The 18,119-nt window shown below is 70.6% G+C and carries 18 protein-coding genes; 10 read left to right on the top strand and 8 right to left on the bottom strand.

The genetic code is table 11. The annotated features are described in order from the left end of the window. Nucleotides 1-18: 18 nt before the first annotated feature. The gene (locus AC1RN5_RS02430; protein WP_493039679.1) at nucleotides 19-1,068 is read right to left on the bottom strand and encodes a DUF2855 family protein; all 1,050 of its coding nucleotides are present in this window, start codon (nucleotides 1,066-1,068) and stop codon (nucleotides 19-21) included. An 83-nt stretch (nucleotides 1,069-1,151) separates the two neighbouring features. Here AC1RN5_RS02430 and AC1RN5_RS02425 point away from each other — a divergent pair, with 83 nt between their 5' ends. The 3 genes from AC1RN5_RS02425 (at nucleotide 1,152) to AC1RN5_RS02415 (ending at nucleotide 4,019) form a co-directional block, all read left to right on the top strand. Then, entirely contained in the window at nucleotides 1,152-1,751 is a 600-nt protein-coding gene (locus AC1RN5_RS02425; RefSeq protein WP_493039678.1) for a TetR/AcrR family transcriptional regulator, read from the top strand. A gap of 65 nt (nucleotides 1,752-1,816) precedes the next feature. Next, nucleotides 1,817-2,965, top strand: a complete 1,149-nt coding sequence (locus AC1RN5_RS02420) for an epoxide hydrolase family protein (RefSeq protein WP_493039677.1) — start codon at nucleotides 1,817-1,819, stop codon at nucleotides 2,963-2,965. A 46-nt stretch (nucleotides 2,966-3,011) separates the two neighbouring features. Beyond that, nucleotides 3,012-4,019: a threonine aldolase family protein gene (locus AC1RN5_RS02415; protein WP_493039676.1), complete on the top strand. Its 1,008-nt coding sequence runs from the start codon at nucleotides 3,012-3,014 to the stop codon at nucleotides 4,017-4,019. Here AC1RN5_RS02415 and AC1RN5_RS02410 read toward each other — a convergent pair. From AC1RN5_RS02410 to AC1RN5_RS02390, 5 genes are all read right to left on the bottom strand, one after another. Next, nucleotides 4,009-5,712, bottom strand: coding sequence for a bifunctional helix-turn-helix transcriptional regulator/alpha/beta hydrolase (locus AC1RN5_RS02410; RefSeq protein WP_493039675.1), 1,704 nt, complete (start codon nucleotides 5,710-5,712; stop codon nucleotides 4,009-4,011). The genes AC1RN5_RS02415 and AC1RN5_RS02410 overlap by 11 nt on opposite strands. Nucleotides 5,713-5,783: 71 nt before the next feature. After that, nucleotides 5,784-6,809: an NAD(P)H-dependent flavin oxidoreductase gene (locus AC1RN5_RS02405; protein ID WP_493041465.1), complete on the bottom strand. Its 1,026-nt coding sequence runs from the start codon at nucleotides 6,807-6,809 to the stop codon at nucleotides 5,784-5,786. 20 nt (nucleotides 6,810-6,829) lie between these two features. Beyond that, nucleotides 6,830-7,744 carry a hypothetical protein gene (locus AC1RN5_RS02400; RefSeq protein WP_493039674.1) on the bottom strand — a complete coding sequence of 305 codons (915 nt, stop codon included), beginning with the start codon at nucleotides 7,742-7,744 and terminating at the stop codon, nucleotides 6,830-6,832. Nucleotides 7,745-7,759: 15 nt separating this feature from the next. Next, complete coding sequence (locus AC1RN5_RS02395) at nucleotides 7,760-8,143, bottom strand: lysozyme inhibitor LprI family protein (RefSeq protein ID WP_493039673.1); 384 nt, start codon at nucleotides 8,141-8,143, stop codon at nucleotides 7,760-7,762. Next, a complete protein-coding gene (locus tag AC1RN5_RS02390) occupies nucleotides 8,140-9,102 on the bottom strand; it encodes an acetyl-CoA carboxylase carboxyltransferase subunit alpha (RefSeq protein ID WP_493039672.1) in 963 nt (320 codons plus the stop codon). The genes AC1RN5_RS02395 and AC1RN5_RS02390 overlap by 4 nt, the downstream gene beginning before the upstream one ends. Nucleotides 9,103-9,237: 135 nt before the next feature. Here AC1RN5_RS02390 and AC1RN5_RS02385 point away from each other — a divergent pair, with 135 nt between their 5' ends. From AC1RN5_RS02385 to AC1RN5_RS02370, 4 genes are all read left to right on the top strand, one after another. Continuing rightward, complete coding sequence (locus AC1RN5_RS02385) at nucleotides 9,238-9,795, top strand: SRPBCC family protein (RefSeq protein WP_493039671.1); 558 nt, start codon at nucleotides 9,238-9,240, stop codon at nucleotides 9,793-9,795. Beyond that, the gene (locus AC1RN5_RS02380; RefSeq protein WP_493039670.1) at nucleotides 9,792-10,727 is read left to right on the top strand and encodes a methyltransferase; all 936 of its coding nucleotides are present in this window, start codon (nucleotides 9,792-9,794) and stop codon (nucleotides 10,725-10,727) included. Before AC1RN5_RS02385 ends, AC1RN5_RS02380 begins: the two co-directional genes overlap by 4 nt. A 64-nt stretch (nucleotides 10,728-10,791) precedes the next feature. Continuing rightward, on the top strand, nucleotides 10,792-11,772 hold the full coding sequence (locus AC1RN5_RS02375; protein WP_493039669.1) for a hypothetical protein: 981 nt from the start codon (nucleotides 10,792-10,794) through the stop codon (nucleotides 11,770-11,772). Between the two features lie 132 nt (nucleotides 11,773-11,904). Beyond that, nucleotides 11,905-12,645 carry a glycine zipper 2TM domain-containing protein gene (locus tag AC1RN5_RS02370; RefSeq protein WP_493039668.1) on the top strand — a complete coding sequence of 247 codons (741 nt, stop codon included), beginning with the start codon at nucleotides 11,905-11,907 and terminating at the stop codon, nucleotides 12,643-12,645. A 61-nt stretch (nucleotides 12,646-12,706) separates the two neighbouring features. Here AC1RN5_RS02370 and AC1RN5_RS02365 read toward each other — a convergent pair whose 3' ends face one another. Together AC1RN5_RS02365 and AC1RN5_RS02360 are read right to left on the bottom strand one after the other, a co-directional pair. Further along, nucleotides 12,707-13,621, bottom strand: coding sequence for a site-specific tyrosine recombinase XerD (locus AC1RN5_RS02365; RefSeq protein ID WP_493039667.1), 915 nt, complete (start codon nucleotides 13,619-13,621; stop codon nucleotides 12,707-12,709). Then, nucleotides 13,618-14,928: a hypothetical protein gene (locus AC1RN5_RS02360; protein ID WP_493039666.1), complete on the bottom strand. Its 1,311-nt coding sequence runs from the start codon at nucleotides 14,926-14,928 to the stop codon at nucleotides 13,618-13,620. The genes AC1RN5_RS02365 and AC1RN5_RS02360 overlap by 4 nt, the downstream gene beginning before the upstream one ends. 68 nt (nucleotides 14,929-14,996) lie before the next feature. Here AC1RN5_RS02360 and AC1RN5_RS02355 point away from each other — a divergent pair, with 68 nt between their 5' ends. Genes AC1RN5_RS02355 through AC1RN5_RS02345 form a run of 3 tightly spaced genes read left to right on the top strand, consistent with a single transcriptional unit; the run spans nucleotide 14,997 to nucleotide 17,964 of the window. Then, nucleotides 14,997-15,557 (top strand): shikimate kinase, encoded by a 561-nt coding sequence (locus AC1RN5_RS02355; RefSeq protein WP_421932796.1) that lies wholly within the window; start codon nucleotides 14,997-14,999, stop codon nucleotides 15,555-15,557. Then, entirely contained in the window at nucleotides 15,554-16,669 is a 1,116-nt protein-coding gene (gene aroB / locus AC1RN5_RS02350; RefSeq protein WP_493039665.1) for a 3-dehydroquinate synthase, read from the top strand. Before AC1RN5_RS02355 ends, aroB begins: the two co-directional genes overlap by 4 nt. Then, entirely contained in the window at nucleotides 16,666-17,964 is a 1,299-nt protein-coding gene (locus AC1RN5_RS02345; RefSeq protein WP_493039664.1) for an HlyC/CorC family transporter, read from the top strand. Before aroB ends, AC1RN5_RS02345 begins: the two co-directional genes overlap by 4 nt. The last annotated feature ends 155 nt before the right edge of the window (nucleotides 17,965-18,119 follow it).

The raw sequence follows: 18,119 nt of genomic DNA, 5'->3' as shown, positions 1-18,119 counted from the left end.
TCCCTTTTTTTGGCCGGTTCAGCCCGGCGTTATGATGTGTCCGTCCTGGGGCCGCACGCGGCCTTCCAGGACCTGGTGATAGGCGTCGGTCAGGCCCGTCTGACCTTGGTGCTGGACCAGGTTCAACCAACCCGCGTCGGCGACGAAGGCGCGCAGGCCCGCATCGAAGCGCGTCTCCACCTCGCCGGGTCCCCAGTCGGCCATGCGCTTGCGGATCTGGTCCGGCGCGAAGAACAGGGTCGGCGTTGGCCCGACAATGGCGATCTCGTCGCGCCCCGCTTCCCAGTGGGTGGCGCCGACGATGATGCTGCGGGCCAGGCTCGCGCCCAGGGCCGCATGCACCCTGGCGGTCGCCGCCCGGTCGCCCGCGAAGTCCACGAAGGCGGCGGGACCCTTGGTCTTCAGCGAGGCGACCTCGTCATAGGTCAGGACCTTGTCATAGAGACCGAGTCCCGCGATCAGCTTGGCGTTGGCCGGCGAGGTGAGGCCGATGACTTCCCGGCCGCGGGCCTTGGCGAACCAGGCCAGGCCCATGGCGGTCTTGCTCGAGGCGCTGGAGAGCACGAGGGACCTGAGGTTCGCGTCCTCCCCCAGGAAGTCGTCCAGCAGGAACGAGGTCATCAGCAGGGGCCGCAGCAGGGCGCGGTGGTCGTCCAGCGGATCGGCCGGGGCCTCGGCATAGGCGTTGTAGGTGGGCGGCAGGTCGGCGCGGTGGGGCGCCCGGTCGACGAAGCCCGTGCGGCCCTTGGCGAGCTGCATGGTGAAGGCGCTCGACATCGGCAGGTAGCCGAACAGGCGCAGCCCCACCGGCGCCTCGGGGACCCTGGACTCGACGATGGTGGCGAAGCCCCAGACCGGGATGCGACCCTGGCCCGCGGGGGCCGGGAAGAACTTCCAGTAGCCGAAGGAGTCCCCCATCAGGCCGTAGGTGACGTTGTTGGCGGTGAAGGCGAAGCGCTCGACCCGGAGGCGAACCTCGCCGTCGGCCAGGGGCGGCGCCTGAGCCGGGACAATCTGCGCCTTGCGCAGGTCCTTGCGGTCCACCAGCAGGTCCCAATCGCCCATCATCCGCCCTTGTCTTTTCTTACGTTGTAAATTTATTGCGTAAGAGGTAACGCCTTGCAAGCGAATTGTTTGGTAGAGTTTCCGGTATGCCCCGCGTCCTGTCCGAGACCGATGTCGCCGATTTCCGGGAGCGCCTGTGCGAGGCGGCCGAGAAGCTGTTCGCCGAGCGCGGGCCCGACGCGGTGACCATGCGACAGCTGGCCGCCGAGCTCGGGGTCAGTCCCATGACCCCCTACCGCTACTTCGCCGACAAGGAGGACATCCTGGCGGCGGTGCGAACCAACGGCTTCAACCGCTTCGCCGAGGCCCTGGAGACCGCCTACGCCAAGGCCGAGGGGGCGCGGGCCAAGGGGGCGGCGGTCGGCGAGGCCTATCTGAACTTCGCCTTCGAGCATCCCCAGACCTACAAGCTGATGTTCGACCTCGATCAGCCGCACGTCGAGAAATATCCCGAACTGGTGGCGGCGGGACATCGGGCCCACGAGACCCAGACCCAGTACGTCAAGACCCTGGTGGCTGACGGCGTGCTGCAGGGCGACCCCGAGGAGATCGGCAAGATGTTCTGGGCCGCGGCCCACGGCGCGGTGGGCCTTGAGCTGGCCGGCAAACTGCCGCCGGGCGCGGCCCGCGAACTGCACCGCCACCTGAACCATGCCCTGGCCCGGGGCCTGCGCCCGGGAAACTAGCTCCCCGCTTGACCGCCCCTGCGTCATTGGCCGAGCTTGCCGCCAAATTCCAAAGGGAGGCGCGTGTGGCCGAGATTCGACCGTTTGAAGTCCGCTGGGCCGAGGCCGATGTCCAGGCCGTGCTGGACCAGGTGCGCGCCTATCCCTGGCCGGCGATCCCGCAGGTTCCGGACGGCTGGGCCTATGGTTGCGACGCGGGCTATCTGAAGGGGCTCTGCGAACACTGGACCGAGCGCTACGACTGGCGCTCGGCGGTGGCCGACCTCAACCGTTTCCCGCAGTTCACCGCCAAGGTGGAGGACTACGACCTGCACTTCCTGCACGTGGTGGGCGAGGCGGGCGGCAAGCGGCCCCTGCTGGTGACCCACGGCTGGCCCGGCTCCCACTACGAGTTCTGGGGCGCAATCGAGAAGCTGGCCTTCCCCTCCCGCTTCGGGGGCGACGCCAAGGACGCCTTCGACCTGGTGATCCCCTCCCTGCCCGGCTTCGGATTCTCCTCCAAGCCCGCCCGCCCCATCGGCCAGCGGACCACGGCGCGGCTGTTCAACAGGCTGATGACCGAGGTCCTGGGCTATCCCAGCTACATCGCCCAGGGCGGCGACTGGGGCGCCATGGTGACCTCCTGGCTCGGCCACGACCATGGGACCCAGGTCCGCGCCATCCACCTGAACATGATGGCCTTCCGCCCGTTCGGCGGCCCTCAGACCCCCGACGAGATCGCGTGGCTCACCCGCCAGGGCGCCATGATGGACGTCATGGGCGCCTATTTCCGCCTGCAGGCGTCCAAGCCGCAGTCCCTGGCCTGGATGGGGGCGGGCAATCCCGTGGGCCAGGCCGCCTGGATCGCCGAGCGCTTCCACGACTGGTCGGACCTGCGCGAGAAGTCCCTGGACGCGGCCCATCCCAAGGACCGGATGCTCACCAACATCATGATCTACGTGATGACCGGCAGCTTCGCGACCGGCGCCTGGTACTATCGCGGCCTGCTGGAGGAAGGCGGGATCGCCTTCCAGGAGGGCGAGCGCTGCGAGACTCCGACGGCCTTCGCCAACTTCCCCGGCGAGCCGCTCTACACCGCCCCGCCCCGCTCCTGGGCCGACCGGGCCTACAACATCAGCCGCTGGACCGAGATGCCCCGGGGCGGGCACTTCGCGGCCATGGAGGAGCCGGACCTCTTCGTCGCCGACGTGCGGGACTGGGGCCGCGGCGTCTAGGCGCAAAAGCGGTTTCCAAGACGGCGGGATCGGTTCTATTCGGCGGATGGCCCGATACGACTTCGCATCCGACAACACCGCCCCCGCCACCCCCGAGGCGATGGACGCCCTGGTGGCCGCCAACAGCGGCGTCACCTCGGGCTACGGCTCCGATCACATCACCAAGGCCGGCGCCGACGCCGTGCGCGCCCTGCTGGACGCCGACGCCACGGTGCGGTTCGTGGCCTCGGGCACGGCGGCCAACGCCATCTCATTGGCGACCCTGTGCCAGCCCTTCGAGGCCGTGCTCTGCCACGAGCACTCCCACGTCGCCACCGACGAGACCGGGGCGCCCGGCTTCTTCGGCCACGGCCTGGGGATGATCCCCCTGCCCGGCGCCTCGGGGCGCATCGATCCGGCGAGCCTCGTCGCGCCCCTGGCCGCCCCCGACCAGCCCCACTGGCAGGCTCCGGCGGTCCTGTCGGTCACCAACGCCACCGAATACGGCACGGTCTATTCTGTCGAAGCCCTGAAGGCCCTGATCGATCCTGTGAAGGCCAAGGGCTACCGGGTCCACCTCGACGGCGCGCGCCTGGCCAACGCCGCGGCGGCCGGCTTCGACCTGACGGCCATCAAGGACCTGGGGGTCGACATCCTGGTGGTGGGGGGAACCAAGTCGGGGATGACGCCGTCGGAGGCGGTGGTGATCTTCGACCCCGCCCTGGCCCGCCGGCTCGACGCGCGGCTGAAGCAGTCGGGGCAGCTGCCCTCCAAGGGGCGCTTCTACGCCGCCCCCTTCATCGGCATGCTGGCCGACGGCGCCTTCGTCCGCCACGCCGCCCACGCCAACGCCATGGCCCGGCGCCTGGCGGGCCTCATGCCCTTCCCCCTGGCCCACCCGGTGGAGGCCAACGCGGTCTTCGTCACCATGGACGAGGCCACCCTGAAGCGGCTGCACAAGGCCGGCTGGTTCGTCTACCGCTTCATCGACGGCTCGGTGCGGTTCATGTGCTCCTGGGCCACGACCCCCGAGGCCGTGGACGAGCTGGGCCAGGCGCTCGCCTCTATCCGCTAGCCAGCCAGGCCAGAACCTCGGGCCAATGCTTGTGCGGCAGGAAATGGCCCACCCCCGGGAAGGTGCGGACGGCCTGCTGGCGATCGTTCAGCCAGGCCGTGACATCGGCGGCGCTGGACATGGGATCCTCCTCCCCGTGCCAGACGGTGATGGGGGCGCCCAGGCCCGCCAGGTCCAGGGTCGGGCTGCGGGCCGAGCACTTGATCTCGTCGGCGATGCCCCGGCTGGTCACGGCGAGGGACACCGAGATGTAGTCGATGATGAAGTCCAGCACGCCGGGATGGCTGCGCAGATAGGCCGCGTCGCCAGGGGCCGAGGCCGCGGCGCGGACGAATTTCTCCAGCTGCCGACGGGTGAGCTGCAGGCGCATGACCGCGAAGATCATGTCGGCCAGCCAGGCGTTGCGCAGGATTCGGCGCCGGAACAGCACCACCGCGTGGCCCCTGTCCTTCTCGGTCTCGAGGGTCTGGCCCGACGGCCGGGCCGAGGCCAGCAGCACCCGGCTGGCCAGGGGGCCGAGGTCGCGGGCGGCCATCAGGGCGAAGGGGGCGCCGGACATGAAGGCGGCCACCTGGACCTGGGACAGGCCCTGGTCGCGGCACAGGTCGGCCAGGTCGCGGCCGACCCCCTCATAGCTGAAGTCGGGTCGCGCATCGGAGCGGCCCGCGCCCGGACGTTCGGGACAGATCAGGCGCAGACCGAGATCGCGGGCCAGGATGTCGGTGCCGCGGGGCATGACGCTGCAACCCAGGCCCTGGTGGACGATCAGCACGGGCCGGCCCTTGGGATCGCCATAGGCCCGCCAGGCCAGGCGGCGGCCGTCGGGCAGGGTCAGGAGGCGGATGGGCGGCGCGGCCTCCACCGCCCCGCGCTCGGTGGCGGCGATGGGCGGGCCCAGCAGGCCGCGGCTGGAGCTCTCCTGGAACGAGGTGGCCAGGGATCCGAGCTGGGTCAGGGTGCGGATCAACTCGCTCTGCCGCGACAGGCCCACCTTGTCGAAGATGGCGCGCAGCTGGTTGCGGACGGTGTTGAAGCTGACGTTCAGCTCGCCCGCGGCCTCCTTCAGGGTCAGGCCGTCCTTCAGCCGGGCGGCCAGCCGGGTCTCGGCCGGGGTCAGGCCGAAGCTCTCGCGCAGGTTGGCCCACAGGCGGTCGGTGGCCTCCACCGCCGGGAAGACCACCGCGCAGGCGCCCTCCCCCGTGGCCGCGGGGCCGCCGAGGCCGGTGGCCAGGGCCGGGGGCAGGCCGTCGGCGGGGACCACGTAGGCGAAGTGGGGCGCCTCGTCATTGGCCTGGGCGAACTTGACGATGACCTGGCGGCCCTGGGTCCCACGCAGGCGATGGCGGGCCTGGTCGAGGGCCTCGTGGTTGGCGGGGTTGAAGAACCGAAGCCCCTGAGCCTCGATGACCCCCAGGCGCTGGTGGAAGACCGCCTCGCCCGCGGCGTTCCACGCGCTGGCCCCGCCGCTGGCGTTGATCAGCACCACCCCCACCGAGGCGGGCTCGGCCCGGTCGGCGGCGAGGACCGCCAGGCGGGCGGCGCCCTGGGCCTCGGGCGGCGCCTCGCTGGCGTCGACATCCAGGGCCTGGACGATCTGCTCCCACCGATCGGGTTCGGCGGCGATGGCGTACATGGTCTCGATCACCGTCGAGACGTTGGCCTTGGCCTTGGGTGTCAGACTGGGGGGCGGCACGGGCGGGCTGTGTCTCGAAGGCTCCGGGGAACCTTCAGCTTACACAACCCGCGCCGATACGACCTGGGATATCAGGCGCTGGCCATCTGCTTCTTGGTGACGAAGTTGGCCAGGCGCCCGGTGATCAGGGCCTCGGCCTCGGCCACGATGCGGTGGATCAGCTCCTCGCAGGAGGGGATGTCGTGGATCAGGCCCTGGATCTGGCCGGCCGACCAGATGCCGGCGTCGTTGTCGCCCACCTCGTAGACGTTGCGGCCGCGGCTGCCGGCCACCAGTTCGCGCACGTCCTCGAACTTGGCGCCCTGCTTCTCCAGCGCCACCACCTGCTGGCTGACGGCGTTGCGGGCCACCCGGCTGGTGTTGTGCATGGTGCGGAAGATCAGGTCGGTGGAGCGCTCGTCATTGGCGACGATCTGCTCCTTGATGGCCTGGTGGATGGGGCTTTCCTTGGTGGCCATGAAGCGGGTGCCCATGTTGATGCCCTCGGCGCCCAGGGCCAGGGCCGCCACCAGGCCGCGCGCATCGCCGAAGCCGCCCGAGGCGATCATCGGGATTTTGATCTTGTCGGCGGCGGCCGGGATCAGGATCAGGCCGGGGACGTCGTCCTCGCCCGGGTGGCCGGCGCATTCGAAGCCGTCGATGGAGATGGCGTCCACCCCCATCCGCTCGGCCGACAGGCCGTGGCGGACCGAGGTGCACTTATGGACCACGATGATGCCGTGCTTCTTGAACTCGTCGACGTGTTCCTGGGGCTTGTTGCCGGCCGTCTCGACGATCTTGACGCCGCTGTCGATGATCGCCTGGCGATACTCGGCGTAGGGCGGCGGGTTGATCGCCGGCAGGATGGTCAGGTTCACGCCGAAGGGCTTGTCCGTCAGGGTCCGGCAGCGGGCGATCTCCTCGCGCAGCTTGTCCGGCGTGGGCTGGGTCAGGGCGGTGATGAAGCCCAGGCCCCCGGCGTTGGCCACGGCCGCCACCAGCTCGGCGCGACCGACCCACTGCATCCCGCCCTGGACGATGGGGTGCTCAATCCCGACGAGCTCGGTGAAACGGGTCTTCAGGGCCATGACGTCCTCCCAAACGGATGTTTGAGACAGTTGAAACCCGCGACGCCGGGTCAAGCAAGCCGTTTGCGCGCGTGGATCATCTCACGGCCGCAGGCCGTGAAGCCGAGGCCGGCATACAAGGCGCGGGGCGCCGGATAGCCCTCGTCACCCCGCGGCCCCACCAAGGCGAGCCGCGCTCCGGCCGCCTTCAGGGCATGAAGCGCCGCGAGGCAAACAGCCTGCGCCAAGCCAAGGCGGCGGAAGTCCGCGTCCGTCCCGACCGGCTCGAAGAGGCCGACGCCGTTGACCTCATCGAGCCAGACGCAGGCGTTGGCCGCAAGCCGGCCGTCTGGCGCCTCGATCACCCAGTCCAGGTCGGGACGATACGGCCAGGCGGCCATCACCTGGCGGTAGCTCTCTCCCGTCACCCTGGAGCGCCCGGGAGGGTCCGCTTCCCGTCCGGCGATCCGGCTCCAGGCGTTGCGATGGGCCAGGGCCCGGCGCTCGGGATCGCGCAGGTCGGCCATGGACAGGGCGCGGTGGCCCCACGGCAGAACCACGGGCTTGAGGTTCTCCAGGTCCCGCGAGGTGCGAAGGCCGAACGGATGATCGTCGCCGACCACACGGTAGCCGCGGCCCGCGAGACGGGCCAGCAGATCGGCCTGAGCGTCCAGGACCATGGTGGTGAGGTCAGGCTCGATCGCCGCCGTCTCGAACCAGCTGAAGACCTCCTCGAACAGATCGAGCCGCGCCGGATCGATCTGGAAATAGAGGTGACTTCCATCGTGGATCCAGCCCCAGGCGAGGACGGTCTCGCCCTCAAACCACAGCCTGGTTTTCCACTCCGGTTCGCGGCCGACATGTTCGAACCGCTCCCAGGCCAGGTTGCCGATGTGAAACGGAGTGGTCGGCGACCAAATGCGTTGGGTCAGGCTCTGCATGGCGCGCAGATCCTGGAAGCCGGAATAGTCGCGGAACGGGGTCATGATCACCCCACGCGGTCAGCGGTCGGGATAGTTCGCCAGCTCGTCGGCGCGTTCGGTGGTGCGGTCCAGGACGCACATGTTGGCGGTCACGCGGGATATCGTGCCCCATTCATCGTCCTGCAGCGACTGGCAGTCGGCGGCCTTGAAGGCGATCCAGGCGCGCTGGGCGGCGCGGAGCTTCGCCTTCTGCGCCGGGGTCAGGGGCTTCATGGCCTTGGCGTAGTTCTGGTTCAGGCGTGCGTCCTGCGCCTGAACGGCGTCACCGATGCACTGGATCTGACCCATGGTGCTGGCGCCGGCCGGCGAGGCCAGGCAGCGGTCCAGGGCGGTCTTCGGCGCCGCCTGCGAGACCGTCGGAAGCGCGGCCGCGAGCACGGCGGCGATCAGCAGGGCCCTCATTGCAGGCCCGTCCGGCCGATGGCGTAGAAGCGATCGGCCCGCTGCTTCTTGAGCTGGGCGGAGTCCATCTTGATCAGGGTGGCCAGCTCTTCCTCCACCGCGTCCCCCACCGAGGCGATGGTGGCTTCCGGATCGGAATGGGCGCCGCCGGGGGGTTCGGGGATGATCCGGTCGACGATCTTCATGGCGATCAGGTCCTGGGCGGTGATCTTCAGGGCCTTTGCGGCCTCCTCGGCGGTGCGGGCGCCGCGCCAGAGGATGGAGTTGGCCCCCTCCGGCGGGATCACGGTGTAGATGGCGTGCTCCAGCATCAGCACCCGGTTGCCGCAGGCGATGCCCAGCGCTCCGCCCGAGCCGCCCTCGCCGGTGACCACCGCCACCATGGGCACGCCCAGCATCAGGGACTTCTCGGTGGCGCGCGCGATGGCCTCGGCCACGCCACGTTCCTCCGAGCCGACGCCGGGATAGGCCGCGGCGGTGTCGACGAAGGAGATCACCGGCAGGTGGAAACGCTCGGCCATCTCCATCAGGCGGATGGCTTTGCGGTAGCCCTCGGGACGGCCATAGCCGAAATTGTGCTTCACCCGGGTGACGGTGTCGCGGCCCTTCTCGTTGCCCATCACCACCACGGGCTGGCCGCGGAAACGGCCCAGGCCGCCCATGATCGCCTGGTCGTCGGCGAACTTCCGGTCGCCGCGCAGCTCCACGAACTCCTCGATCAGGCCGGCGGCGTAATCGACGAAGTGGGGGCGGTCCGGGTGGCGGGCCACCAGGGTCTTCTGCCAGGCGTCCAGCTTGGAATAGGCCTCGCGGCGCATCTTCTGCGCGCGGCTGCGCAGAGCCTCGATCTCGGTCTCCAGGGCGCCGGAACCGGTGGTCTCCGACAGTTTGGAGAGCTCCTCGATCTTGGCTTCGAGGTCGGCGATGGGGCGCTCGAATTCGAGATAGTGGCCGACCATGCGCGGAATCTTCCTTCCGTTTGCGGAAGCGCCGGAAACTAGGCGGGAACCTTCAGCCTAACAAGTAGGTGGCGCGGCGCCAGTTCCCTGTGGCCCCGAACGGGAACGAAATCAGCCCTGAAGACCTCAGCCAGGATGAAAATCGCCCTTCCCCTGCTGCTGGCCGCCGGCCTGGCCTCCCCCGCCCTGGCCGCCGGCGGCTTCAACGCCCCGCCCACCGTCTCGGCCCAGGCCGAGGGCGGCTCGGCCGGGGTGATCCGCGCCGCCATGGACGTGGCCGCCCCGCCCGCCGTGGTCTGGAAGGTGCTGAGCGACTGCGCGGACGCTCCGCGCTACATGCCCAAGCTGCTCTCCTGCAAGACCCTGGAGCGCGACCCCGCGGGCCGGTGGGACGTGCGCGAGCACCGTCTGCAGGGCGCCGCCTTCAAGCCGGTGATGCGCAATGTCTTCCGCACGACCCTGGAGCCGCCCCGCCGCCTGGCCTTCCACCGCACCGGCGGAGACTGGAAGCGCTCGGACGGCGAGTGGCGGCTACGCCCGATCCCCGGAGGAACCCACGTGACCTATGAGCTGCACGTGGCGGTGGACGCCCCCGTCCCGGCCGGCATGGTGCGCGGCGCGGTGGCCAAGGGCATGCCGGCCTCCATGCTGGCCCTGCGCAAGGAAGCGCTCGCCCAGGCGCACGCCTCGTGACGGCGGAGGACGAGGCCCTGGTGGCCCTGCTTCAGGCCCTGAAGGCCCGCGACTACCGGTTCGTCACCCCCACCCCCGACACCCACCGCAAGGTGCTGTGGCGGCTGTTCCAGGGCGGGCGTCACACCCTGCGCGACATCTTCGGCTGGAACCGGCCGTTCCGCTCCGGCGACGTCGACAGCGAGATCCTCGACCTGATGCGGTCCGGCGGCGTGCTGGCCGAGCGCGGCCCGCGGCTCTCCAGCAAGGTGCGGGTCGCCAGCCTCGGCGAGGACCTGTTCCTGCACTCGGCCTTCCCGCCCCGGGCCAAGGACGCGGTGTTCTTCGGCCCCGACAGCTACCGGTTCGCCGACTTCCTGCGCGCCGAGCTGGGCCCGGCTCGGCGCATCGTCGACATCGGCGCGGGCGCCGGGGTCGGCGGGATCGCCGCGGCGCGGGTCTGTCCCCAGGCCGCCATCGTGCTGGCCGACATCAATCCCCAGGCCCTGCGCCTGGCTCGGATCAACGCCGCGGCCGCCGTGGTCAGCGCCGAGATCGTCGAGAGCGACGGCCTGGCCAAGGTGATCGGGCCCTTCGACACGGCGATCGCCAATCCGCCCTATCTGCTGGGCTCGGGCGGCCGGACCTATCGCGACGGTGGCGACCTGCTGGGGGCGCGGCTGTCCCTGGACTGGGCGCGGGCGGCGCTCGCCCGTCTGCCGCCCGGCGGCCGCCTGCTGCTCTACACCGGCAGCGCCATCGTCGAGGGGCGCGACCGGCTGAAGGCCGAGCTGGAGACCGTGGCGGCCGAGCTGGGGGCGAGCCTGCGCTATCGCGAGATCGATCCCGACGTCTTCGGCGGCATGCTGCTGCACCCCGCCTATCGCCGGGTCGACCGCATCGCCGCGGTGGGCGCCGTGATGGAGACGGCCGGGAACGCCTCGCCAGCTTGAGCGTATTGGCCTGGCGGGTTCACTATGGGGTCGTGCCCGGTCTCTGAGACATTGCGAGGCTCCCATGAGCGAACTGCAGACGCCCTCGCCCCTGATGCCGGGGGCGTCCGGGCTCTCGCCCAAGGGCGGCTGGTTCAGCGACTTCCAGTTCCATCGCGGCGGCCTGACCGTCCACAAGACCGGGACGAAGATCGCCCTGGACGCCACCCTGATCGGGGAGTGTCTCAACTGGTTCGGCTATCACCTGATCGTCCGCGCCCGGTCCTGGTGGCTGATGGCGACGCGGGCCCCGGGGCCGGCCATCTGGTTCGTCCCCGACAAGCCGCGACCCTGGTACCTCATCTGGGCGGCCATGGCCTGGAGCGGCTGTCGCATGGCCAGGTCACCGGACGAGGCCGACGCCAGCTTCTGCTTCGAGGACGCCACCTGGGGCCTGAGGGCCACGCCTGCCCACGCGCGGGCCTTCAACTTCGGCTGCCTGGACGTCTCCAAGAGCCGCGTCGCGGCGGTGTTCGAGGAGGTGTTCGGCTATCCCCTGGCCATCGATCCGGAGACCTTCGTCGGCCCGGCGGTGGAAAAGGGCGAATTGAACGGCGTGCATGACGGGCGGGTGATCATCTGCCCCCACCCCCGGGCGCCGGGCAAGACCTACCAGAAGCTCGTCGACACCTCGGTCGGCCCCTACATCCACGACCTGCGGACCCCCTGCGTGGGGGGCAAGCCCGCCGTGGTCTGGATCAAGCGAAAGCCGGCGGCGAACCGTTTCTCGATCCACAACCTGGCGGTCACCCGCGCGGCCCCGGAGGATATCTACAGCCGGCAGGAGCTGGATCTGATCGCGCGGTTCGCGGCGCGCATGGGACTCGACTGGGGCGGGCTGGACATCCTGCGCGATGAGCCCAGCGGCAAGATCTACATCGTCGACGTCAACAAGACCGACGTCGGGCCGGTCATCGCCTTGAGCTTGGCCGACAAGCTGACCTCCACCCGGGCCCTGTCTCTCGCCCTGGTAGAGTTGCTCAAGAGCCCTGCCCGCAAGGTCTAGCGTATTCGAACAGTGTTCGTGCAACCGCCGCCAAGACTCCACGTTTGGTAAGCCGAGGTCGCAAGGACCCCATTGTTCACGAGACCGCCGGGACGGGAGCGGTCCGTCGTTTGTTCGAGGAGAACGCACACCATGAAGACGCTTAAGACCGCTTTGGTGACGACGGCGATGCTGGCCACGGCCGCCCCCGCCTTCGCCCAATACCAACCCACCCAGCAGTACCAGCGCGACATGCGCGCCTACCAGCAGGACCAGGCCGACTATCAGGTCACTCGCGCCGAGTACGATCGCGCCCGGGCCGAATACGACGCCAGGCGCGACCGCTATGAGCGCGACCGCGCCCGCTATGACGCCCGCTACGGCTACGGCGCCTATGCCCGCTCCTACGGTCCCGCCCCGACCTGGGATTCCGCGCGCTGGGACGCCAACGGCTATGGCCGCGACACCTCCTATTCGGGTTCGGCCTATGCCGACCCCTGCCGCTCGTCCAACAACCGTAACGGCCAGGTGGCCGGCGGCCTGATCGGCGCCCTGGCCGGCGCGGCTATCGGCTCCAACGTCGCGGCCCGCAACGCGCGGACCGAGGGCGCGGTGCTGGGCGCCGTGGTCGGCGGCCTCGCCGGCTCGCAGATCGGCAAGCAGTCGGCCAAGGCCAAGTGCGACCAGGCCGGCTACTACTACAACTACGCCGAGACCGTGCCCTATCGCGAAAGCCGCTACGACCGCGGCCAGCGCACGGGCCAGTACGACTACAGCTACTACAACCGCAGCCGCTGCCGCCTGGCCCCCGCGCCGGTGGACGAGTACGGCCGCGACGTGCGCTACGTCCGCGTCTGCCCCGACAGCCAGGGCCGCTATCGGATCACCGGCTGACCCCCAGCCTGATCCAGAGCCCTGAGGGAAGCCGTCCGCTCACGCGGGCGGCTTTTCCCGTTCAGGACTTTCTCGAGAGCGGATGCTTGCTGGCCACCACCTGGGCCAGGCGCTCGCCGGCCATGTGGGTGTAGATCTGGGTGGTGGCGATGTCGGCGTGGCCCAGCAGCTTCTGCACCACCCGCAGGTCGGCGCCGCCCTCCAGCAGGTGGGTGGCGAAGGCGTGGCGCAGGACGTGGGGGCTGACCCGGGCCGGGTCGATCCCGGCGTCGGCGGCGGCCTCGTCCAGCAGCTGGGCGAAGCGGCGCGGCGTCATGCGCCCGGCCTTGCCGCGCGAGGGGAACAGCCAGGGATTGGCGAGGTCCCCCTTGGGCAGGAAGACCTTGCGGACCTCCAGATAGGCCTTCACCGCCGTGCGCGCGGCGTCATTGAGGGGGGCGAGCCGATCCTTGCCGCCCTTGCCGGTGACCATGAGGTAGGCGGGGTCCCGCGCCAGGGCCGCCAGCGGCAGGGCGGTGAGCTCGGAGATCCGCAGGCCCGAGGCGTAGATCAGCTCCACCACGCAACCGATCCGCAGGCCCTGGGCGCCGTCCTTGGCGCTGGCCGCGGCGATGATGCGGTCCACCTCGTCGCGGCTCAGGACCTTGGGCAGGGGGCGGCCGCGCTTGGGGGCGTCCACCCGGCGCGACGGGTCGTCGTTGCGCCAGCCCTCCCCCAGGACGAAGCGGTAGAATTGCCGAACCGCCGCGCGGCGGCGCGAGGCGGTGGCCGGGGACAGGCCGCGCGCGCCGATGGCGGCGAAATAGGCCTCGATGTCCTCGGCCGAGGCGTCGCCCAGGTCGCGGCCGCGCCCGGCCAGGAAGCCGCTCGCGTCGGCCAGGTCCTTGCCGTAGGCGGTGATGGTGTTCTTGGCCGCCGCCCGCTCCACGGCCATCATTTCCAGGAAGGCCTCGGCCCAGCCGGATGCGGCGCTCATCGGACGGCCAGGAGGCCTTCGACGGCGAAGGCCCGCGCGTCCTCCTCCAGGCCCGCAGCCTTGAGCGCGCGGACGATCCGCGCCCGGTCCCCGGCGGCGGGACCGGCAGCCCCGGCGTCGGCGGAAATCCACAGGGCCAGCAGGGCGGTCTCCCCCGGCAACTTCTCGGCGCCGGCCCGGTCGAGGGCGAAGGCGCGGGCGGCCGGCGCCTTGGCCTCGGCGGCGGTGAAGCCCGCGAACTGACCCCGGGCCTGGGGGCTCATGGGGGCGCCCAGGGCGGCCAGCAGCAGGGCGGCCTGCTGGGCCCGGGCGCGGGTCTTGGGGTCGCCCACCGCGCCGCGCTCGATGAGGCGGTCCAGGGTCTGGGGGTCGGCCTTGCCCGAGACCGCCGAGATCATGGCGTCCAGCAGGGCCAGGTCGGTGATGGTGGCGCCCGGGATCGTGTCGGAGGTCAGGCCCGACCGCATCGTCTGGGCGGTCGCCAGGTCGCCGGCCGCCATCGCGGCCATGGCGGCCTTCACCGGACCCGGGCCGCCCTCGATGGGCCAGGTCGCGGGACCGGCGCCCGCGCCGGCGAGGGCGGCGGCGACGGCAGGGGCGGCCGGGCCGTTCACCGGCAGGCCAAGATTGCGGGTCAGGGCGTAGTCCAGGCCATTGCGCAGGGAGGGTGCGCCGGGATCGCCGCCGCCGGCCAGCTTGGCGCCCATCAAGCGGCCGTAGACGGGATCGCGGGCCTGGCTCTGGGCCAGGTCGAAGGTGAGCTGGGCGGCGCCGGAATTGCCCGCCTTGAGCTGGCAATAGGCCCGCAGGCGCAGCCAGTAGGCCTCCTCGCGCCCGGCGACGAGCTTGTCGGAGATCGCGCAGGCGCCGTCGTCGTCCGCCGACAGCAGGGCCGCCTCCGCCCCGGCCTGGGCCAGGACCGGGTTCTGATCCAGGCCCGCGGTGCGCGACAGGATGGCCGCGGCGTCCTTCACCCCGCCCAGGGCGATCAGGGCGCCGACCCGGGCGCCGGCCACGCCGGCGTCGCGCCCGGCGTCATCGGGACCAGCCGCGCCGGTGGCCAAGACGCGCCGCGCCAGGGCCTGGGCGGCCGGCGACAGGGGCTTCGCGGTCAGCAGGGGCAGGACCGTCCGCATCGTCTGGCCCGAGGCGCCGCGCCAGAGTTCCGGCGGAAGCCCGGTGTCCCGGGCCCCGGTGGAGAAGAAGTCAGGCGCCGCGAGAGGCGCGACCTCCACGGCCTGGGCGGAGGCCTGCGGGGCCAGGACGAGGGCGGTCAGGACCGCCAGGGAAACGCTTCGACCGATCATGGCCTTATCCTAACGCACAGCGCGGGCATTGGCGCGCGGGCTCGCCCTGATGTAGACCTGCGCCGTTCATGGACCGTTACAAACCGCTACGCGCCCGCACCATCACCCTCGTCGGCCTGATGGGGGTCGGCAAATCCAGCGTGGGCCGTCGCCTGGCCAACGCTCTGGAACTGCCGTTCCGCGACGCCGACGCCGAGGTGGAGGCCGCCGCCGGCCGCTCCATCCCCGACATCTTCGCCGATCTGGGGGAGCCCGCCTTCCGCGAGGGCGAGCGCCGGGTGATCGCCCGCCTGCTGGACGAGCCGCCCCACGTACTGGCCACCGGCGGGGGCGCCTTCATGAACCCCGAGACCCGCGCCCTCATCAAGGCCCGCTCCATCTCCGTCTGGCTGAAGGCCGACCTGGAGGTCCTGGCCCGCCGGGTGTCGCGCAAGGACAACCGCCCGCTCATCGCCGGCCGCGACCCCTTGAGCGTGCTGCAGGACCAGGCCGCCGAGCGCTACCCCATCTACGCCCAGGCCGACGTCATGGTGGAGACCGGCGACGCCGCCCATCACGTGACGGTGGACCAGGTCATCCAGGCCCTGTCGGCCTACGTGCAGTCGAAGTCCGAGGAAGCCTCGTCATGACGCCCCGCATCGTCCCCGTGGGTCTCGCCGAGCGGTCCTACGAGGTCGTGATCGGCCGAGGGCTGCTGGACGAAGCCGGGACGCGCATCGCCCCCTTCGTGAAGAACAAGCGCGTGGCGGTGGTCAGCGACGAGACCGTGTGGCGCCTGCACGGCGCGCGGCTGACCGCCTCGCTGGAGGCCGCCGGCATCGCCTGCCCGGCCATCGTGGTGCCGCCGGGGGAACAGACCAAGAGCTTCGAGGGTCTGGCCGACCTGTCGGACCGCCTGCTGGCCCTGGAGCTGGACCGGAACGACCTGATCGTGGCCTTCGGCGGCGGGGTGGTGGGCGATCTCGCCGGCTTCGCCGCGGCCATCTACAAGCGCGGCGTCGATTTCGTGCAGATCCCCACCACCCTGCTGGCCCAGGTGGACTCCTCGGTGGGGGGCAAGACCGCCATCGACACCCCGCGCGGCAAGAACCTGGTGGGCGCCTTCCACCAGCCGCGCCTGGTCCTGGCCGACCTCGACGTGCTGTCCACCCTCAGCGACCGCGAAATGCGGGCGGGCTACGCCGAGGTCATCAAGTACGGCCTGCTGGGGGATTTTTCCTTTTTCGAGTGGCTGGAGGCCAACGCCGCCGCCGTCCTGACGCGGCAACCCGAGGCGCTTTCCCATGCCGTCGCGCGTTCCGTGGAGATGAAGGCCGAGATCGTCATCGAGGATGAGAAGGAGGCGGGCCGCCGGGCCCTGCTCAATCTCGGCCACACCTTCGGCCACGCCCTGGAAGCCGAGACCGGCTACGGCGAGGCCCTGCTGCACGGCGAGGCCGTCGCGGCGGGTTCGGCCATCGCCTTCCGGTTCTCCGCCGCCCAGGGGCTGTGTTCGGCCCAGGACGCGGTCCGCGCCGAGGCCGCCATCGCCGCGGCCGGCCTGCCCACCCGCATGGACGCGGTGACGCCCGCGCCCTTCCACGCCGAGGCCCTGGTCCGCCATATGGGCCAGGACAAGAAGGCCGACGGCGGCAAGCTGACCTTCATCCTGGCGCGCGCGCTCGGCGACACCTTCGTGGCCAAGGACGTCAGCGCCCAGGCCGTGCGTGAATTCCTCATCTCGGAAGGAGCCAAGCCGTGAGCGTCCTGGCGATCATCGCAGGTCTCGCCCCCATCCTGATCGCCCTGCTCAGCCTGTCGGGCCTGATCTCGGCGGCGGAGACCTCGATGACGGCGGCCAGCCGCGGCCGGATGCACCAGCTGGAGCGCGAGGGCGACCGCGCCGCCCGCCGCATCAACGTGATGATGTCCGATCAGGAGAAGATGATCGGGGCCATCCTGCTCTCCAACAACGTCATCAACATCGGCGCCTCGGCCCTCACCACTCTGGCGCTGTCCACCGCCTTCCCAGGGCCCCTGGGGGCCCTGATCGCCACCGGGGTGATGACGGTGCTGATCGTGATCTTCAGCGAGATCCTGCCCAAGTCCCTGGCCATCGCCCGGGCCGACGACGTGGCCCGGGCCCTGTCGATCCCCACCTATTGGGTGGTGCGCATCTTCGGGCCGCTCGCCAACGGCGCCCAGTGGGTGGTGCGTCAGACCCTGAGGCCCTTCGGCATCAAGCTGTCCATGGACATCGACGTCCTGGCCGCCCACGAGGAGATCCGCGGGGCGGTGGAGTACCACCACTCCGAGGGCCTGGTGGAGGAGCGCGACCGCCGCATGCTGGGGGGCGTGCTGGACCTCTCCCACATGGACGTCAGCGAGGTGATGGTCCACCGCATGTCGATCTCGATGATCGACGCCGACCTGCCGCCCGCCGAGCTGGTGACCGCCATGCTGGCCAGCGCCCACACCCGGGTGCCGCTCTATCGGGACGACGCCGAAAACATCGTCGGCGTGCTGCACGCCAAGGACCTGCTGCAGGCGATCGCCGACTCCGGCGGCCGGATGGACGACCTCAGGGTCTCCGAGATCATCCGCGAGCCCTGGTTCATACCCGAGACCACCAACCTGAAGGACCAGCTGAACGCCTTCCTCAAGCGCCAGAGCCACTTCGCCCTGGTGGTGGACGAGTACGGCGCCCTGCAGGGCCTGGTGACCCTGGAGGACATCCTCGAGGAGATCGTCGGCGAGATCGACGACGAGCACGACAGCGCCATCCACGGCGTCCGCCGCCAGGCCGACGGGGCGGTGGTGGTGGACGGCTCGGTGACCATCCGCGATCTCAATCGCGCCATGGACTGGGACCTGCCCGACGACGACGCGGTGACCGTGGCCGGCCTGGTGATCCACGAGGCCCAGACCATTCCGAAGATCGGCCAGACCTTCATCTTCCACCGCCACCGCTTCCAGGTGGTCAAACGGGTCCGGAACCAGATCACCACCCTGCGCATATCGCCGCCCCTGGATCAGAACGCCCCGCTGGAGGCATGACGCGGCCAGACGGGAGTTTTCACCGTGTGGAACCGAACCGAAGGCCGCGTGGTTTTCTCGCAAGGCGAAATGCGGGCGGGGAGCCAGCTTGACCATGTGCGGCACCGGACAGACGGCCACACCGGACTTGACTATCGTGGCCCGGAGCCGTCCTG

Source organism: Phenylobacterium sp. GW821-FHT12F10, from assembly GCF_058806695.1.
The sequence above is the reverse complement of the archived record's forward strand: the minus strand, read 5'-3'. Positions and strand labels throughout refer to the sequence as shown.

Excerpts from the sequence above, each read along its gene's own strand:
- AC1RN5_RS02375 (WP_493039669.1), top strand. The coding sequence starts at position 10,792 with ATGAGCGAACTGCAGACGCCCTCGCCCCTGATGCCGGGGGCGTCCGGG.
- AC1RN5_RS02415 (WP_493039676.1), top strand. The coding sequence starts at position 3,012 with ATGGCCCGATACGACTTCGCATCCGACAACACCGCCCCCGCCACCCCC.
- AC1RN5_RS02430 (WP_493039679.1), bottom strand. The coding sequence starts at position 1,068 with ATGATGGGCGATTGGGACCTGCTGGTGGACCGCAAGGACCTGCGCAAG.
- AC1RN5_RS02425 (WP_493039678.1), top strand. The coding sequence starts at position 1,152 with ATGCCCCGCGTCCTGTCCGAGACCGATGTCGCCGATTTCCGGGAGCGC.
- AC1RN5_RS02395 (WP_493039673.1), bottom strand. The coding sequence starts at position 8,143 with ATGAGGGCCCTGCTGATCGCCGCCGTGCTCGCGGCCGCGCTTCCGACG.
- AC1RN5_RS02360 (WP_493039666.1), bottom strand. The coding sequence starts at position 14,928 with ATGATCGGTCGAAGCGTTTCCCTGGCGGTCCTGACCGCCCTCGTCCTG.
- AC1RN5_RS02390 (WP_493039672.1), bottom strand. The coding sequence starts at position 9,102 with ATGGTCGGCCACTATCTCGAATTCGAGCGCCCCATCGCCGACCTCGAA.
- AC1RN5_RS02365 (WP_493039667.1), bottom strand. The coding sequence starts at position 13,621 with ATGAGCGCCGCATCCGGCTGGGCCGAGGCCTTCCTGGAAATGATGGCC.
- aroB (WP_493039665.1), top strand. The coding sequence starts at position 15,554 with ATGACGCCCCGCATCGTCCCCGTGGGTCTCGCCGAGCGGTCCTACGAG.
- AC1RN5_RS02400 (WP_493039674.1), bottom strand. The coding sequence starts at position 7,744 with ATGACCCCGTTCCGCGACTATTCCGGCTTCCAGGATCTGCGCGCCATG.
- AC1RN5_RS02370 (WP_493039668.1), top strand. The coding sequence starts at position 11,905 with ATGAAGACGCTTAAGACCGCTTTGGTGACGACGGCGATGCTGGCCACG.
- AC1RN5_RS02355 (WP_421932796.1), top strand. The coding sequence starts at position 14,997 with ATGGACCGTTACAAACCGCTACGCGCCCGCACCATCACCCTCGTCGGC.
- AC1RN5_RS02385 (WP_493039671.1), top strand. The coding sequence starts at position 9,238 with ATGAAAATCGCCCTTCCCCTGCTGCTGGCCGCCGGCCTGGCCTCCCCC.